Origin of the sequence: Paenibacillus sp. tmac-D7, assembly GCF_006519665.1 — a bacterium.
Taxonomy (GTDB): Bacteria; Bacillota; Bacilli; order Paenibacillales; family NBRC-103111; genus Paenibacillus_G; species Paenibacillus_G validus.
The window spans coordinates 32,480-49,330 of sequence record NZ_VIDW01000030.1 but is presented as its reverse complement, the minus strand read 5'-3'; the positions used below and the strand labels follow the sequence as shown (position 1 = coordinate 49,330).

The window sequence follows — 16,851 nt, the reverse complement described above, 5'->3', positions numbered from 1 at the left end:
CGCCTTTGTGAACTACTCGTTGTACATAAGATTCAATTGTTTAGATGGTAAGTGAATCTTAATAAGAGGCTTTTTCCCTTGGTTTAACATTGGATCAAATACATCTCTCTCGAAACCAAATGAAATCCAGCCGCTATATTCACCATCTATATTGGTCTTGAAGTTAATTATGTTATCATGGCTAGCAATAACTCTTTGTCCAAGTAATGTAGTAATAATTTGCCGTGGCCAAATAATATTTTCTTCTTCTGTAGCTTTATTCTTTAAAGTAATGTACGCCCCCATAACATAAGGGTATCCCCAATAGTCGGAAGCCATTTCCTCATATAAGTCGAAATATGCAGAATCAGGCTTCTTTGTATCAACAACAACCATCTTGTGAATCGTTAACTCCAAATGGTCATTTATTTTTTCCGTAACAGGGAGCGTTTTAATCCTCATATTCCACACGGTTTCAAAGTTGCTACCGCGCAGATCAATTTCCGCAAAACTGGCGGCAGCTTGATCAACCTGTAGCTTCTCCCCGTTATTCACCTTCAAGATCCGGTCGATGATCGTAACGGATTGCGCCCTCGTTGTGGGCGCATCCACGGCCAGTTCGCCATTGGCCAAACCTTGAATCAAGCCGGTCTTCGTTGCATTGAACATGACCGAAGCATTGTCGATATTGAATTCCTTCTTCTGCAAGTCTGCATCCGTTGCGCGTACCGCAATGCGGGACATTTCCAGCCGTGTGATCGGCGCGTTCCAGTCTTCCGTAGCAAAATCTCGGTCCCGCGTGATTCCCGCATCCGTGAGTGCCTTAACATAGGCTTTGTACCAGCCCGAACCTTGCTCAACCGAATCCAACTTGAGTTTTAAAGCTGTTGCCGTCATCTTCATGAACTCGGCACGGCTAACGCTTTGTTCAGGCTTAAACGAACCGTCAGGGTATCCATCCACAACTTTGAGTTGAATGGCCTTGTTAATCGCATCAGCGCCCCAATGTCCAGCCGTATCAGAAAAACTTGCCCGACTTTTCTCAATGCCAACGTATAGTCCCAATACTGCAACGATCGATAACGAAATAATTCCTTTTTTCCTCATAATTATTAGCTCCTTTAGTATTATTGAGCGGCCAATAAACCCGGCTAACGTTTTGCTCAGATTTAATAGTGCCATCGATGTAGCCGTCAACATACTTTTTCATCAATCGCCTGATGGATTTGATCGTCAGCCCAATGCCCGTCCACTTCGCTCAAAGTCGTTTCAGTTACATAAATAGACAATATCGATGCGTTCATCGTTAAAAAGACAAGTACTGCGATATTGGATTGTTGTCGTTTTTACTCGATAATATCGATATCACCCTCAACATAAAATCCGATTTAACCCTTTCTTTCGATCGGAATATATGGGTATTTTATCCTAATTTACACATTCCTTCAATCCACTTGTCACCTCATTCCAACTTCCGGCGAACGGAGATTTGCCCCTCCTTCACCATCATTTGCACCTCCCCGTGGCGGTCCGTTCGGTGAATCAGCGTACCGCGGCTGCTTAACCGCTTCATCACCTGCGGACTCGGGTGCCCATACACATTGTTCGCTCCGGCGGAGATGACCGCTTGTTTCGGTCGCCAAGCTTCCAACCATGGGTCGGCGGTTGACGATTTACTTCCGTGGTGGGCGACTTTCAACACATCGATCGGCTGTTCCAGCAAATGCAAGCCTCCCCCCTGCTCCGGAGTTAGTGCGGACCAACGTTCCAGCAGCTCCAGTTCCTCCTTCACCCCGATATCTCCCGTAAAAAGCCATCGCGTTCCGCCCATCTTCATCATGAATACGAGCGAGATCGGATTTTGATCGGATTCCAACCGGACCGTCGTGCGTTCCGGCTGCGCCATCTCACTGAAGGGAAATAAAAATAACAGCTCGGTATCCGCCCCGACCTTGAGCCTGTCTCCGGCTTGTATCGGGACAAGCTGGGTGCCCCGGGCAAGTGCCGTTTCAAACAACTGCTTCACCTTCGGGATTGGCTTCAACGTTCCGTTAAACAGCAGCCTTTTCACCGGAATGTCTTCCAGGACCGCCTGCAGCCCCCCGAAATGATCCTCGTCCTGATGCGTCACGATGAGCTCGTCGATCTGCTGGATGCCGCGCTTCTTCAGGAGCGGCACGAGCGTTTTGCGGCCGATCTCATATGGGTCTCTCCGCTCCTTCCATGATTCCCCGGGCTTGCGAAACGACACCGTTCCCCCGCCGTCGACCAAGATGTGTCTGGCCTCTCCAGGAGAATGGATCAAGATGCTGTCCCCTTGTCCGACGTCAATAAACTGCACCTTGCCCTGCCGCGAATATTCCTGCAGCGGACGGTACCCTGCCCACAACACCAGTCCTAAGCCAATGACAGCCCCAGGCAGCAGGACACGGCGGTTCCATCGATGCAAGCGTGTTTTCCAGTGCATAACAAGAACCGAATCCAGCATAGGCCCGCTGTCTTCCGAAGCGGATTCAACTTGCTGCTTCCTTTGCAGCCCCAGCCATACAAGCCCCGCCAGCCCTCCGTAATAGAAGACCATCCAACCGACGGTTGGACTGGGCCAAATCGTCTGAAACAACCGCAGCTCGCTGCACCAAGTCACAACCGCAAATAACAGCCCGTTGACCTTCTCCACGATCCAGGCCAGTATGCCGCCCGCCTCCATAGACACGAATCCAAGCAGCATGGCAACCGTTCCGACCGGCATGACAACTAAACTGAAAACCGGAACGAGCGCCAAGTTGGCGGCAAAGGACAGCAGCGAAAATTGATTGAAATAATAGATCGTCAGCGGAAACGATACGAATTGTGCGACAAGCGTGATCGACAAGGCGTCGCGCAGCTTCACATTCGTGACCGGAAGCAGCTTGCTCACCTTCGGCACAAGAACGATAATGCCGATCGTCACGAGAAACGAGAGCTGAAAACTGACATCGGTCAAGTAATAGGGATGCCACGCGAGCATGGCAAGTCCGGTGATGAACGCGAGGTGCAGGCCGTCCTTCAACCGGTTACGGTAAGCCGCGTACAGGCCGATCATCGCCATCATCCCGGCGCGGACGATGGAAGGAGAGCCCCCGGTTGCCGCTATATAGAGCGGGATAAAGCCCATCGCCGTCCACAGATAGGTCTCACGGGTCAATCCGATGCGCCGCAGCAGCCAGATCAGACAGCCTAGAAAGATCGCTACGTTTAATCCGGAAATCGCAATAATATGCGTCAAACCAAGCCGGGAAAAAGCGTCGAATTGCTCCGGGTCGATCTCATCCGTCAAGCCGATCAGCATGCCTTTCATAAAGCCGCTTTGTTCTTCGGGAAACAACGCGTCCACTTTCGAAGCGAGCGCGTCCCGAAAACGGTCGTTCCACCTCCCGAGCCGCCACACTCCCCAATCGCCGCGACCTGGGGCCGTCACGACGATTGCTTCCGTTCCTTTGACGGTCAACTGCCAATGAATATGGTGCATATACAAATATCGCCGGTAATCAAACGCGCCGAAATTGCGTGCCTCTGACGGCCGTTTCAGCGTTCCCGTCATTTCAATCCGGTCCCCGCGCCGCCAGCTCGCAGCCATGAGCTGTTCCTCCTGCTTCAACAAGCGTACGGACACCTGCAGCTTCTCGCCCCTAGCTTCACCGCCCTCCTCACCTACCCTTTGCGCGTCCGGCAGCTTAACCGATTCCGCCACCGCCTGAAAGGAAACGCGATCTCCGTCCACCGTTACCGGCGTCACAAGGCGACCGCGGAAAGCGACCTGCTCCACCTCCTCGGCGGCCGGAGCGATAAGGGTCCGGTTTCGATCATCGTACGCCCCATACCAGCCGGCAGCCGTCAGCACGGTAACCGCGGCAAGCAGCCACATCCAGCCTCTCGGCTTCGCCGCCGCAAGAAGCGCGCTGAACGCGATACCGGCTAAGGCCATATATATCCCTGCGGTTTGCAGACCCCACACGTACGCCAATACATAGCCGAGCGTCCAACACAGCACGATCAGAACGACCGGTCTTTCGGCCAAACCCAAGTCCCATCTCCCCCTGCATAAGCAACAAAAAGAACCTCCCGTCATTCGCCTGTCGGCAAATCATTTGGAGGTTCTTCCTCTTGGCAATCGATTAATTTTTCACTTCGGCTAACGTACCGGACGGCGGTTCATATTCTGCCATACGCCGGAACGTCAATCCTTTTTGGGCCATTAACGCGCTGACTTTCTCGCTGTCCTTCGGATACGCCCGATGGTACACGATCTCCACAATGCCGCTGTTCGCCAGCATGTTGGCACACGTCCAGCACGGTTGATCGGTCACATACACGCTCGAGCCTTCCCGGTCCTCGCGGTCGGTGAACAGCAGCAGGTTTTGCTCCGCATGAATCGTGCGGATGCATCGCTGCTTCTTGATTACCTGCTCTCCGCTTGCTGTATCGACGAGCTCGTATTCTTCAACGAGCATGCAGCCTGCTTCCGAGCAATCCGGCACGCCCGACGGGGCTCCGTTGTAGGCGGTGCCCAGCAGTTTTTTGCCCTGCACGAGCACAGCCCCGACGTGCCTGCGGCCGCATTGCGATCGAGTAGACGCCATATAAGCGATATCCATAAAATAAGTGTCCCAGTCTTTGCGTCGAGTCATGGTCAAGCTCTTCTCCTTTACTGCTGGCTTGCTTGGATTGCTTGGTCCAAATCATAGAGGATATCATCAATCGCCTCGGTGCCGACCGATAAACGTATCATGCCTGGCAATACACCGGCCGAAGCCTGCTCCTGCTCCGAGAGCTGCTGATGCGTCGTGCTGGCGGGGTGAATGATCAGCGACTTCGAATCGCCCACGTTAGCCAGATGAGAGAACAACTGCACCGCATTGATCAGCTTCCGGCCGGCTTCGACGCCGCCCTGAATGCCGAACGTCAGAATTGCGCCCTGGCCTTTCGGCAAATATTTCTGAGCAAGCGAGTAGGACGGATGGCTTTCCAGACCGGCATAGCTGACCCATTCCACGGACGGGTGCTTTTCCAGAAAGCGGGCCACGGCCAATGCATTGGTGCTGTGCCGCTCCATACGCAGATGCAGCGTCTCGAGTCCTTGCAGCAGCTGGAAAGAGTTGAACGGCGAGATCGCCGCCCCCATATCGCGCAGCAGCTGCACCCGAGCTTTGATAATATAGGCGATCGGACCGAGCGCTTCCGTATAGACGAGGCCATGGTAGCTCGGATCGGCTTCGGTCAAGCCCGGAAACTTACCGCTCGCTTTCCAATCGAAGCGGCCGCCGTCCACGATCACGCCCCCGATGGACGTCCCGTGTCCGCCGATAAATTTCGTCGCCGAATGAACAACGATATCGGCGCCGTGTTCGATCGGACGAAGCAAATACGGGCTTGGGAACGTGTTGTCGACGATTAACGGAATGCCGTGTTCGTGCGCAATTGCAGCAACCGCTTCCACATCGAACACATCGCCCCTTGGATTGCCGATCGTCTCGGCAAACACAGCTTTCGTGTTCGGCGTGATCGCCCGGCGGAAATTTTCCGGATCGGCGGGATCGACGAAATGGACGCGAATACCAAGCTTCGCCAGCGTAATCGCAAATAAATTATAAGTGCCGCCATACAGGCTGGAGGCGGAGACGATCTCATCTCCCGCTCCGGCAATATTTAAGATGGAGTAGGTGATCGCAGCTTGTCCGGATGCGGTAGCGAGGGCCGCCAGCCCGCCTTCAAGCGCTGCCACCCGCTTCTCGAAAACGTCCGTGGTCGGGTTCATTAAGCGGGTATATATGTTACCGAACTCTTTCAAACCGAACAAATTGGCCGCGTGATCCGTATCCCGGAATCCGTAGGACGTTGTTTGATACAAGGGTACCGCTCGGGATCTCGTCGTCGGATCGATTTCCTGGCCGGCATGAACAGCTAACGTTTCCAAAGCAAGCTTGCGTTCTGACATGAGTGCAAATCCTCCTTCAAATTGGCATGAATTGGATGAGAAACAACTCTATTGTCGCACATCTCTCGCAAAAACGAAAGCAGGCACCGCGTTAGAAACGTCCGGACCGGCCATATTTCCAAAATGATTAAAAGCAAGGCATCACTCGGTCCCGACCGTGACGAGCGGCTTCAGCTTGTTCAACGTCTTCTCGCCGATCCCCTTCACCTCCCCGAGCTGATCCACCGAGCGAAACGAACCGCCGAGCTTGCTGCGCAGCTCGATAATCGCCTGTGCGCGGCTCGGCCCGATGCCCGGCAATGCATCGAGCTGGTCGGCCGACGCCAGATTCAGGTTCAGCTTGCCGCCGCTTGCGCCCGGAGCGGGCTGCGCTGCACCGGGTTCCGTGCCTGCGGAAGGCAATTGCTTCTTCGCTCCCTCCGGCGCGTCGTTCGCCGGTTCGTTCGGCTTCCCTTTCTCCGCCTCCGCCGGCTTCAACGCCTCCGATGCAGTTCCTGCTCCCGGGCCACTCGGGGCCTTTCCATCCTCCGCTTTCTGGGCCTCCGCTTTCTGGGCCTCCGCTTTCCCATCCTCCGCTTTCCCGGTCCCCGCTTCCGCGCCCGACTGCTCTTGAAGCATACGGCGCATCGCCTCGTCGACCGTGACAAAGCCCGCGTCAGGAGCTGCAAACAGAATAGGCTTCAGCGCAAAGCCGACAATCAGCAGCGCAAGCAAGCCCGCCATCCCGAGCCAAATTCCGCCGAAACGGGGAGAATGACCGTTTCCCATCTTCATCCCTTCCTTCTAACTGGAAAAATGATGCATATTTTCAAACGCCCCCCTATATAATGGAAAAAGGCTGCAATCTATTCAGGGGGGATGGTCATGCGAGTAGGATTCATAGGAACAGGCAGCATGGGGAGCATACTCATCGAAGCGTTCATCCGTTCCGGAGCGCTAAACCCGGAGCAAATCATCGCAACCAACCGCACGTTAACGAAAGTGGAACGTTTGGCACAAAGCTATCCGGGCCTTCAAGCGGCCCCTTCCAATAAACAAACGGCTGCGGAGTCCGATCTGCTGTTCCTGTGCGTAAAACCAATGGAATTCAAAGCCGTCATTGACGAAATCGAATCTGTCGTTTCGTCGCAGCAAACCGTTGTTTCGATCACAAGTCCCGTGATGATCCGCCACTTGGAGGAGCTGCTCCCTTGCAAGATCGCCAAGATCATCCCGAGCATCACCAACTACGTATTAAGCGGCGCGACGCTGTGCATTTACGGCGATCGCATGCTGCCGGAGGACGAGGATCTGCTCGAGAACCTGCTCTCCCACATCAGCGCTCCGATTCGCGTGTCCGAACAATATACGCGCATCTCCTCGGACCTGAGCAGCTGCGGCCCGGCCTTCCTGGCCTTCTTCGTGGAAAAATTCGTCGAAGCCGCGGTTCAAACGACCGGCATCTCCGAAGCGGAAGCGACGCAGCTCGCCAGCGAAATGACGCTCGGCACCGGCAAGCTGCTGACGACCGGCGGCTTCTCCCCGGCGGAGCTGCAAAAAAGAGTGGCCGTTCCGGGCGGTATTACCGCCGAAGCGCTCTTAATAATGGAAAAAGAGCTGTGCGGGGTCTTCTATGACCTGATCCGCACAACTCATGCTAAATACGAAGAAGATGTGGAAAAGGTGAAAGCCCGGTTATTCAGAACCAAGGTCGATTGAACGCGATGCTTTCACGTTTTCCGTTATGAACCGTATGCCGGTGCAACACAGGCATGCGGTTTTTTTTCATATTACCCGACAACGATATTGACGAGTTTGCCTTTGACTACAATGACTTTACGCACCGTCTTGCCCGACGTCGCTTCCTTCACTTTATCGAGCCCGAATGCGAGCTCCTGCATGGTCGCTTCGTCCGCGTCGGCGGCAATTGTCGCACGGTCGGCGATTTTGCCGTTCACTTGAACGACGATCTCCACTTCGTTGTCAACCGTCCAAGCCTCTTCGTAAGTCGGCCATGCCACGTACGTCACGCTGTCGCTGTGACCGAGCTTCTCCCACAGTTCTTCCGCGATGTGCGGAGCGAGCGGGGACAACATTTGCACGAAATGCTCCATCGCCGATTTCGGCAAGCGGTCCGTCTTGTAAGCCTCGTTGACGAAGATCATCAGCTGGCTGATCGCGGTGTTGAAACGAAGCGCCTCGAAATCTTCCGTCACTTTCTTGATCGTACGGTGCCACGTGCGCTTGAACGCTTCGCTGCCAAGCTCCTCGTTCGCATCGATCTTCGAACTCAAGGCGCCGTCTTCGCCGACAAACAACCGCCATACGCGGTTCAAGAAACGGTACGTGCCCTCTACACCGTTCACGTTCCAAGGCTTCGTCGCTTCAAGTGGACCCATAAACATCTCGTACATGCGCAGGGTGTCCGCGCCGTACTCGTTTACGATTTCGTCCGGATTGATCACGTTGCCGCGCGACTTGCTCATCTTCTCATTATTCTCGCCGAGAATCATCCCTTGGTTGACGAGCTTGTGGAACGGCTCCTTCGTATCGACTACACCGATGTCATACAGCACCTTATGCCAGAAGCGGGCGTACAGCAAGTGAAGCACGGCATGCTCGGCGCCGCCGATATACAAGTCGACCGGCAGCCATTTCTTCTGAAGCTCCGGCGAACAAATTTCTTTATCGTTCTTCGGATCGATGAAACGCAGGTAGTACCAGCAGCTTCCTGCCCATTGCGGCATCGTGTTCGTCTCGCGGCGCGCCTTCATGCCCGTTACCGGATCGATGGTATTGACCCAATCCTCGACGTTCGCCAGCGGCGATTCGCCCGTACCGGACGGTTTGATCTCGTCCACTTGCGGGAGCAGCAGCGGGAGCTGGTCTTCCGGAACGGTTGTCATTGTGCCGTCTTCCAGGTGCAGAATCGGAATCGGCTCGCCCCAGTAGCGTTGACGGCTGAACAGCCAATCGCGCAAACGGTACGTCACCTTGCCTTGACCTTTGCCGTTGCTTTCAAGCCATTCGATCATGGCGGCAATCGCCTGCTCGTTGTTTAAGCCGTTCAAGAACCCGGAGTTCACGTGCGGGCCGTCCCCGGCATACGCTTCCTTCGTCAAGTCGCCGCCTTCAACCACCTGGACGATCGGAAGATCGAACTGCTTCGCGAACTCGTAGTCGCGCTGGTCGTGACCCGGCACCGCCATGATCGCGCCCGTTCCGTATCCGGCAAGCACATAATCGGCAATCCAGATCGGCACCTTGCCGCCGCTCACCGGGTTCACCGCATAGGCCCCGGTAAATACGCCTGTTTTCTCCTTCGCCAAATCCGTCCGCTCCAGGTCGCTCTTATGCGCCGCGCGCTCCTGATAAGCCTTCACCGCATCCGCCTGCGCCGCCGTCGTAATGCGCTCCACCAGCTCATGCTCCGGCGCCAGTACGCAGTACGTCGCACCAAACAACGTGTCGGGGCGCGTGGTGAACACCTTGAGTCCCTCGCCTGCATGCCCCTCGATCGGGAACGTCACTTCCGCCCCCTTCGACTTGCCGATCCAGTTGCGCTGCATATCCTTGATGCTCTCCGACCAGTCGAGCTCTTCCAGATCCTCGAGCAAACGCTCCGCGTACTCGGTGATGCGAAGCACCCATTGACGCATCGGCTTGCGGACGACCGGATGACCTCCGCGTTCGCTCTTGCCGTCGATGACTTCCTCGTTCGCGAGCACTGTGCCAAGCGCCGGACACCAGTTCACCGGCACCTCGTCGACGTAAGCCAGGCCTTTCTTATACAGCTGGATGAAAATCCACTGCGTCCATTTGTAATAATCCGGGTCGGTCGTGCTGATTTCGCGGTCCCAGTCGTACGAGAAGCCGAGAGACTTGATTTGACGGCGGAACGTATCGATGTTTTTATTCGTAAAATCGCGCGGATCGTTCCCCGTATCCAGCGCATACTGCTCGGCCGGCAGGCCGAACGCGTCCCACCCCATCGGGTGCAGCACGTTGTAACCGCGCATCCGCTTATAACGCGATACGATATCGGTAGCCGTGTATCCTTCCGGGTGTCCGACGTGCAGCCCCGCTCCCGAAGGGTACGGGAACATGTCGAGCGCGTAAAATTTCGGCTTCTCGTCGTCCTCAAGCACCTTGAACGTCTTCTCTTTGTCCCATACCTGCTGCCATTTCGGCTCAATGACCAAAGGGTTGTACCCTTGGTTTTCTCTTGTTTCCTGTGTCATGTCGAGTTGATCCTCCTTCGATTTGCGAGCAAACAAAAAAGCCCCCGTCGCTAGCTGACGCTAGGGACGAGAAGCTTTGGTTTCCCGTGGTACCACCCTAGTTGACGACGGGCATGCTTTGCCCTCGTCCACTCGATCCCCTTAACGCGGGGCGCTCGATCCGGTTACGAACGTGCGGCTGCCGCTAACTTCAAGCTGCCGATACACCTTCATTCGCCATCTGGCTCCAAGACGAGTTCGCTTCACGCCGCCGCCGGTTCGCACCTTCCACCGGCTCTCTGCATGCGCTCATGATCGCTACTATTTCTTGTCACAGCCTTCAATATGAATCCAATTATCCCTCATTATATGTAAAATAAATCCCGCATGTCAAGCCGTCGATGATTACGGCTTCCCCCATCAGACCATACTTGAGGTAAAAGGGTGCAAGGAGGATTCGCCCATGCGCGGATTGGTCAACGGTTTGCTGCTGTCGCTGCCGCTGTGGGGCATCGTGCTCTGCTTGCTGCAGCTCATACTTCACTTGCTCGGAAAGTAAACATGCGCGCGGTCGAACCCGTTATTTTTTTACCGCGACAAAAAACGCCCGCTGCGTGTCCTCCGTCGGCTTCTTCCATAGAAAGTCCGCATATACCGAGATGTCGTGAAAGCCCGCTGCCTTCAGCAGGAGCGTCACTTGATCCAGCGGATAGGCCCGCTGCCGATGCGTCTCGTCGACCCGGATGAACCTTTCGCCTGCCGACTCCCTCTTCGCGCCCTCGTCCTCCTTGACGAACACCGTCAGCTCATGCTCAATCTCGCAGCGCTCGCTATCGAAATCGCACGTCCAGATATAAGCCACATCGTCCTCGTTCAGCATGAAAGGCTGTGACTCCCAATACGATTGAAGCTGATAAGGCGTGTGCATGTCGAATGCAAATATTCCGCCCGGCGCCAAACCAGCGTAAGTTTGCCGGAACGCATCCGCCAGGTCGTCCGGCTCGAGCAAATAATTCAAGCAGTCGCAGAACGATACGACCGCATCTGCAGGCTTCCCGATCGTCCACTCCCGGATGTCCTGCTGCAGCAGCGTGAGCTTGCCGCCCTTCGCGAAAGGCGCTTCCCGCTGCGCCGTATCCGCTTTCTGCTGCGCAATGGTCAGCATGTCCCCGGATAAATCGATCCCGATCACCTCGTGGCCGAGCTTCGCCAGCGGTATGGCCAGGCTGCCCGTTCCGCAGCCCAAATCGACCACCGTGCGAGGGGTTCCGTATTTATCCCAGCATTGCCGCGCAAACTGCAGCCATTCCTCGTAAGGCATATCCTCCATCAGCCGATCGTACACATAAGAAAACCGCTCATAAGCCATCTTCACGCCCACCGCCTTCCCGCAAAAGAAAACCGCTTGCCCTCTGGATCAGTCGGCAACCGGTTTCGATTCATCCTTCTTTAAATACGTCCAACTGCCATCCTGATAAGCAAGCCCTTCTTTCATCAGCTTGCCGACGGCGCGTTTGAACGCCGACTTGCTCATCCCGAACCGTTGGCTGATCAAGTCAGCCGGCGTCTCGTCGGAGTACGGCATCGCCCCGTTCGGGCGCTCCCGCATGAACGCGAGCAGCTTCTCTGCGTCCTCGCCGCGTCCGACTTCCTTCGGCTCGCGCATCGAGCAATTCACATTGCCGTCCTCGCGGACGAAGGCAACGCGAACGTTCACCGCTTCGCCGAGCCTCAGCAGACGCGTGCGTTCAGTCGCGTGAATAAGCCCGATCACGCCGAAGCCTAACACTCCGCCGTCGCAAACGACGAACGTGCCCATCTGCAGCGTCTTGTATACCCGCGCGTCCACGCGGCGGTTTTTCCAATCCTGCGGCGCGGCAAAGCAAAGCTTGCGCAGCTCCTCTTCCTTCGCGAGCTTCGCGACAAGACGCCCTTGACGGTCGTGCGCCAGGCTGACAAATACTTTGTCGCCGACCTTCGGACGCAGCTCCGGCAGCTCAGGCAGCTCGCGAAACGGCAGCAGCAACTGGCGTCCGAGCCCCATTTCCAGAAAACAGCCGAACCGTTGATGAAAATCGGCCACTTCGAGCAGCGCGATTTCGCCGAGCGTCAGCAGCGGCTTCTTCATCGTAGCGGTCAGCCGGTCTTCCGTATCGTGATAAATAAACACGTCCACTTGATCGCCCGGCTTCACTTCGCCGACTTTTTCACTATAATGCAGCAGCACATCCTGCTCCCCATCGGTAAGAAAGAACCCGTGCGGCGATACCTCCCGGGCCACCTCCAGCTTGCGGACCACTCCGGCTTCCAGCCTCATACCTTCTCAACCACTTTCGCATCGGACCACAGGCGCTCGATGTTGTAGTATTCCCGGTCGTCGCGATGGAACACGTGCACGACCACGTCGCCGAGGTCGAGCAGTACCCAACGCGCCGTATCCATGCCTTCCAAACCGCGAACACGCGCTCCTCGTTCTTCCGCCCGCTTGCGAATTTCCGTAGCGATCGCCTGGACCTGCGTTTCGGAGTTCCCGTGACAAATAACGAAATAGTCCGCAATCAAGGAAATTCCCCGTAAATTCAGTGTAACCAGGTTCATCGCTTTTTTCTCTTCCGCTGCTTCGACGGCGAGCGTCATCAGTTCGTCCGGTTGAATGGTCATTCCATTTCCTCCCTTAGTGTCTGTTCGTATCGTAGTGTTCCTCCTGCCGCTCCAGTTCCTCGATCAGCCCGTTGCGGGCGAACAGGGTGAGCGGGTAAATTCGCTTGCCCTTCTCCAGCAAGAAGCGAATCGTTCCGTCAAAACCGGCTATAAGCGCCTTCTCTAAACTATGTTCGGCGATTTCCCGAATATTATGCACCCCCGGGAAATCCCGGCCCGGTTCCATATAATCGGCTAGACAGACGATTTTGTCCAGCTTCGTCATCCGCTCTCGCCCGGACGTATGGTAACGGATGGCGTCCAGCACCGCTTCGTCCTTGACGCCGTATTGATGCTCGGCCACCCACGCCCCGGCATGCGCATGCCACAGCTCTTTGTCATAGCCAAGCAAGTCTTGGGGCAGCCCGTTCTCACGGATCACGCGCGCCTGCTCGTCGACTCTCCAATACTTGCACACGTCATGCAAAATCGCGGCGAGCTCGGCTTTCGCCGGATCCTCTCCGTACCGCTTCGCCAGAATGACTGCCGTCTCCATCACGCCTTCCGTATGCGTCCAGCGCCGCTCCGGCATTTGCTGCTTCACCGATGCGATGATGTCTTCACGTTTCATATAAACGATTCACCTCGATATAGTTGTTTACCCGGTCGGGCACCATATAACGCACCGGCCGGCCTGCAGCCCGGCGTTCACGGATCAAGGTGGAGGACAGCTCGATTTGCGGCATGGAGGCGAGCATGACGGCTTCCTTCATAGGCGCAGGCAGCTCTTCGAGATCGGCGTCAAAGCCGGGGCGCTGCAGACCGACGAACGTCACAAGCCGTACGAGCTCGTCGATCCGATGCCACTTGGGCAAATACTGGACCATATCCGCCCCGATAATGTAGTAAAACCGATGGTCGGGATAACGTTCCCGGAGCAAGCTGACGGTTTCGATGCTGTAAGAGACGCCGCCCTTCACCAGCTCGATATCGCTTGCACGGAACGCCTCGTGCCCCTCGACCGCCAAACGGACCATCTCCAAGCGCTGCCGCGCCGTGGCGCCTTGCGTTTGCTCCTTATGCGGAGACACATTGGTCGGCATGAACCATACTTCATCCAGACCGAGCTCCTCGCAGACGCTTTGCGCCGCCAGCAGATGGCCGATATGAATCGGATCAAAGGTGCCCCCCATGATGCCAACCTTCATCCGGCTCTCCTCCTGTTCCATCGGAAAACTAGCGTTTCGTTATGGAAGCTCGATCGTTTTATGATCCCGCGATTCCTTATACAGCACGATCGTTTTGCCAATGACTTGAACGAGCTCCGCGCCCGCTCCCTCTGCCAGTTGTTCGGCCACTTCGTGGCGGTCCTCCATGCAGTTGTTCAGAATGGACACTTTCATGAGTTCGCGTGTTTCGATCGCTTCTTCGATATGCCGGATCAAGTGATCGTTGACGCCCCCCTTGCCGACTTGAAAAATCGGAGTGAGGTGGTGCGCTTGCGAGCGCAGAAAACGCTTTTGTTTGCCTGTTAACATCATATTCAAAACCTTTCTTGCCTGTATCGCATCCCCCTCTTTCCCCCTTCCCGAAGGGGGAGGACCAGGGCGCGCTGCCCCTGGACCCCAGATGGTGGCGGATGAGCGACTGGGCCGTCGTTGATGGAATGTCTGTGCTGGGAGCGCTTATCGTCCCTGCCGTGTCAGCCCCTTGGGCTGACACGGCAGGGACACGCTTACGTTAGGCGCTCGTACGGGACTTATTGCCTGCATCACGTGCAGACAGGAATGCTGGACTTCTAACGTTTCGTTCGACCGTGGTACCGCCTTATGACTGCGTCATAAAGCTAACGGCGAGAGAGGGGGTGGCGGCAATCTGCTCATGCTGAGGCGAATCTGCCGCACCCCCTTTAAGGGGCCATCCGGCCCTTAAAGGATTAAAAGCCTTAAAAGACTTTAAAGCCTACCTAAAACTAAAACCGAAAGCCAAGTACAGAGCTTAACCCTCGAAGGACTCCAAAACAACCGCGCGCATCGCTTCGATGGGAGCGGGTTGGCCCGTCCAATATTCGAACGCGTAAGCGCCCTGGTAGATGAACATGCCTAACCCGCTGTGGATCGCGGCGCCGCGCTGGTCGCGGGCTTCGCGCAAAAATCGGGTCAGCAGCGGGTTATAGATGAGGTCGCTGACGACGGTGTCCGGACGGATCAGCGAGACGTCCATCGGAACGTCGTCGACGTTCGGGTGCATGCCGAGCGACGTGTTGTTGACGATCAGCGCGGCTTCGCCGGCTAGAGCGGCGACTTCGTCGAGCCCGTGGCCGGAGACGCTCGAGAACTCGCTCATCGAAGCGGCAAGCTCCTGCGCCTTCTCTTTGGTACGGTTGGCGATGTAAATATGCGCCGCGCCTTCTTTGGCGATCGCGTAGCCGACGCCGCGGGCGGCGCCGCCCGCGCCGATCATCAGCACCTTGCGGCCGCGCAGGTCGATGCCCGTTTCCTCTTTCAAGGAGCGGATATACCCGATGCCGTCCGTGTTATAGCCGGTCAGCTTGCCGTTGTCGTTGACGATCGTATTCACCGCGCCGATCATCCGCGCGCCTTCATCGATAGCGTCCAAGTATTCCATCACTTCCACTTTATGCGGAACCGTCACGTTTACGCCGCGAAACTGCAGCGCGCGGATGCCGGCAACGGCGTCTTTCAGCGTCCCCGGCACAATATGAAACGCGCCGTAAGCAGCGTTAACGCCTGTAACCTCGAACGCCCGATTCAGCATGATCGGCGATTTGGAATGGCGGATCGGATCTCCGAACACGCCGTAAAGGATCGTATGACTGTCCAGCTTATGCGACGTTAGCATTGGCCGTTGTTCCCCCCATATTCATCTTAGATCCGGTTCTCCCTCGCCCCATGCGGCACGAAAGAATTAAATCAGCGATTCGCGCAGCGCCACCTTGACGCCCTTCGGCACATGGATGACGAGATCCGCGCCTGCCTCGCTGTTCGCTTTGACCCAGCCGAGACCGGATATCGAGACGTCCGACGGCTTCCCTTTCGGAATACGGATCGTGTGCTTCACGAGCGGCGGCAGCTCCTCCAGCTCTTCAAGCGTCGGCGGCGACAGCAGCACCCCTTTATGCTCGGCGTACAGCTCATCGGCCCGCTCCAGCTTCGTACGGTGCGCTTTCAAGCCGTTGGACGTATAGAACGTGAACGACTGCCGCTCCCCTTGCACGAAATCAAAACGCACCAAACTGCCGAAAAACACCGTCTGCTTCTCGTTCAACTGAAACACGAGCGGCTTCACAGGTTTGTCCGGCATCAGCTTCATCAAATCTTTTTTGTTCACGAGCTCCGTCAAGCGGTGTTTGTACACGATCCCCGGCGTATCGATGATCGAAGAGCCGTCGTCCATCGGAATGCGCACCAAATCGAGCGTCGTGCCCGGGTACTGGGAGACGGTGAGCTCCGCATCCAGGTCGCTGTAATCGCGAATCAGCCGGTTGATCAGCGTCGATTTGCCGACGTTGGTCGCGCCGACCACATAGATGTCGCGCCCTTCGCGGTGTTCGTCCAGCGCTTCAATAACGCGCTCGAAGCCCATGTTCTTTTTCGCCGAGCAAAGCACTACCTCGACGACCCGCAGCCCGGCTTCCTTCACCTGACGCTGCACCCAGTTCAAAATCCGGTTATAGTTCGTCACTTTGGGCAGCAGATCGATCTTGTTCACGACGAGCACGATCGGATTTTTGCCGACGAATCGGGGCAGCCCCGAAATCATGCTGCCTTCGAAATCGAACAGATCGACGATGTTCACGACCAGCGATTCGGTCGAGCCTACATGCGACAGCAGCCGCAAGAAATCGTCCTGATTCAGCGTAATGCTGGAGGACTCGTTGTAATTCTTGATGCGGAAGCACCGCTGGCAAATGATCGGCGTCCGGGTCAAAGCTTGGGCCGGCACATAGCCGAGCCGTTCGGAGTCTGCGGTTTGCAGCGTGACGCCGCAGCCTGCGCAGCGGTCGTCCTCTTGCCTGTTTTCATGGTCAAGCGTCAT

Annotated in this window: 15 protein-coding genes; 1 reads left to right on the top strand and 14 read right to left on the bottom strand. The window is 56.1% G+C overall.

Annotated elements, in window-relative coordinates; genetic code table 11:
- Window positions 1-12 precede the first annotated feature (12 nt).
- From FKP33_RS18805 to FKP33_RS18785, 5 genes are all read right to left on the bottom strand, one after another.
- Window positions 13-1,086, bottom strand: a complete 1,074-nt coding sequence (locus FKP33_RS18805) for an S-layer homology domain-containing protein (RefSeq protein WP_181410208.1) — start codon at window positions 1,084-1,086, stop codon at window positions 13-15.
- Between the two features lie 355 nt (window positions 1,087-1,441).
- Window positions 1,442-4,042, bottom strand: a complete 2,601-nt coding sequence (locus FKP33_RS18800) for a DNA internalization-related competence protein ComEC/Rec2 (RefSeq protein WP_258313489.1) — start codon at window positions 4,040-4,042, stop codon at window positions 1,442-1,444.
- A gap of 91 nt (window positions 4,043-4,133) precedes the next feature.
- Entirely contained in the window at window positions 4,134-4,646 is a 513-nt protein-coding gene (locus FKP33_RS18795) for a deoxycytidylate deaminase (RefSeq protein ID WP_054796723.1), read from the bottom strand.
- Window positions 4,647-4,663: 17 nt separating this feature from the next.
- On the bottom strand, window positions 4,664-5,953 hold the full coding sequence (locus FKP33_RS18790) for a homocysteine synthase (RefSeq protein ID WP_141336048.1): 1,290 nt from the start codon (window positions 5,951-5,953) through the stop codon (window positions 4,664-4,666).
- 141 nt (window positions 5,954-6,094) lie between these two features.
- On the bottom strand, window positions 6,095-6,721 hold the full coding sequence (locus FKP33_RS18785) for a ComEA family DNA-binding protein (protein WP_218029632.1): 627 nt from the start codon (window positions 6,719-6,721) through the stop codon (window positions 6,095-6,097).
- A 96-nt stretch (window positions 6,722-6,817) separates the two neighbouring features.
- On the opposite strand from FKP33_RS18785, the gene comER reads away from it, so the two are divergent.
- Window positions 6,818-7,651, top strand: coding sequence for a late competence protein ComER (gene comER, locus FKP33_RS18780; protein WP_141336047.1), 834 nt, complete (start codon window positions 6,818-6,820; stop codon window positions 7,649-7,651).
- Window positions 7,652-7,722: 71 nt separating this feature from the next.
- On the opposite strand, the gene leuS is transcribed toward comER, so the two are convergent.
- From leuS to yqeH, 9 genes are all read right to left on the bottom strand, one after another.
- Complete coding sequence (leuS, locus tag FKP33_RS18775; RefSeq protein WP_141336046.1) at window positions 7,723-10,173, bottom strand: leucine--tRNA ligase; 2,451 nt, start codon at window positions 10,171-10,173, stop codon at window positions 7,723-7,725.
- Window positions 10,174-10,732: 559 nt separating this feature from the next.
- Window positions 10,733-11,521 (bottom strand): class I SAM-dependent DNA methyltransferase, encoded by a 789-nt coding sequence (locus tag FKP33_RS18770; protein ID WP_127607045.1) that lies wholly within the window; start codon window positions 11,519-11,521, stop codon window positions 10,733-10,735.
- 48 nt (window positions 11,522-11,569) lie between these two features.
- Window positions 11,570-12,469, bottom strand: a complete 900-nt coding sequence (locus FKP33_RS18765) for a CvfB family protein (RefSeq protein WP_127606937.1) — start codon at window positions 12,467-12,469, stop codon at window positions 11,570-11,572.
- Window positions 12,466-12,813, bottom strand: a complete 348-nt coding sequence (gene rsfS / locus FKP33_RS18760) for a ribosome silencing factor (RefSeq protein WP_141336045.1) — start codon at window positions 12,811-12,813, stop codon at window positions 12,466-12,468. Before rsfS ends, FKP33_RS18765 begins: the two co-directional genes overlap by 4 nt.
- A 13-nt stretch (window positions 12,814-12,826) precedes the next feature.
- The gene (yqeK, locus tag FKP33_RS18755) at window positions 12,827-13,423 is read right to left on the bottom strand and encodes a bis(5'-nucleosyl)-tetraphosphatase (symmetrical) YqeK (RefSeq protein WP_054796728.1); all 597 of its coding nucleotides are present in this window, start codon (window positions 13,421-13,423) and stop codon (window positions 12,827-12,829) included.
- Window positions 13,413-14,000: a nicotinate-nucleotide adenylyltransferase gene (locus tag FKP33_RS18750; protein WP_127606939.1), complete on the bottom strand. Its 588-nt coding sequence runs from the start codon at window positions 13,998-14,000 to the stop codon at window positions 13,413-13,415. The genes yqeK and FKP33_RS18750 overlap by 11 nt, the downstream gene beginning before the upstream one ends.
- A 39-nt stretch (window positions 14,001-14,039) precedes the next feature.
- Window positions 14,040-14,330, bottom strand: coding sequence for a ribosome assembly RNA-binding protein YhbY (gene yhbY, locus FKP33_RS18745; RefSeq protein WP_127607047.1), 291 nt, complete (start codon window positions 14,328-14,330; stop codon window positions 14,040-14,042).
- A gap of 460 nt (window positions 14,331-14,790) precedes the next feature.
- The gene (gene aroE, locus FKP33_RS18740; RefSeq protein ID WP_054796729.1) at window positions 14,791-15,654 is read right to left on the bottom strand and encodes a shikimate dehydrogenase; all 864 of its coding nucleotides are present in this window, start codon (window positions 15,652-15,654) and stop codon (window positions 14,791-14,793) included.
- A 66-nt stretch (window positions 15,655-15,720) separates the two neighbouring features.
- On the bottom strand, window positions 15,721-16,851 hold the full coding sequence (yqeH, locus tag FKP33_RS18735; protein WP_141336044.1) for a ribosome biogenesis GTPase YqeH: 1,131 nt from the start codon (window positions 16,849-16,851) through the stop codon (window positions 15,721-15,723).

Bases quoted from the DNA above. Each gene is read 5' to 3' on its own strand.
- FKP33_RS18805 (WP_181410208.1), bottom strand. From the start codon at position 1,086: ATGAGGAAAAAAGGAATTATTTCGTTATCGATCGTTGCAGTATTGGGA.
- FKP33_RS18795 (WP_054796723.1), bottom strand. From the start codon at position 4,646: ATGACTCGACGCAAAGACTGGGACACTTATTTTATGGATATCGCTTAT.
- FKP33_RS18790 (WP_141336048.1), bottom strand. From the start codon at position 5,953: ATGTCAGAACGCAAGCTTGCTTTGGAAACGTTAGCTGTTCATGCCGGC.
- FKP33_RS18785 (WP_218029632.1), bottom strand. From the start codon at position 6,721: ATGGGAAACGGTCATTCTCCCCGTTTCGGCGGAATTTGGCTCGGGATG.
- comER (WP_141336047.1), top strand. From the start codon at position 6,818: ATGCGAGTAGGATTCATAGGAACAGGCAGCATGGGGAGCATACTCATC.
- leuS (WP_141336046.1), bottom strand. From the start codon at position 10,173: ATGACACAGGAAACAAGAGAAAACCAAGGGTACAACCCTTTGGTCATT.
- FKP33_RS18770 (WP_127607045.1), bottom strand. From the start codon at position 11,521: ATGGCTTATGAGCGGTTTTCTTATGTGTACGATCGGCTGATGGAGGAT.
- FKP33_RS18765 (WP_127606937.1), bottom strand. From the start codon at position 12,469: ATGAGGCTGGAAGCCGGAGTGGTCCGCAAGCTGGAGGTGGCCCGGGAG.
- rsfS (WP_141336045.1), bottom strand. From the start codon at position 12,813: ATGACCATTCAACCGGACGAACTGATGACGCTCGCCGTCGAAGCAGCG.
- yqeK (WP_054796728.1), bottom strand. From the start codon at position 13,423: ATGAAACGTGAAGACATCATCGCATCGGTGAAGCAGCAAATGCCGGAG.
- FKP33_RS18750 (WP_127606939.1), bottom strand. From the start codon at position 14,000: ATGAAGGTTGGCATCATGGGGGGCACCTTTGATCCGATTCATATCGGC.
- yhbY (WP_127607047.1), bottom strand. From the start codon at position 14,330: ATGTTAACAGGCAAACAAAAGCGTTTTCTGCGCTCGCAAGCGCACCAC.
- aroE (WP_054796729.1), bottom strand. From the start codon at position 15,654: ATGCTAACGTCGCATAAGCTGGACAGTCATACGATCCTTTACGGCGTG.
- yqeH (WP_141336044.1), bottom strand. From the start codon at position 16,851: ATGACGCTTGACCATGAAAACAGGCAAGAGGACGACCGCTGCGCAGGC.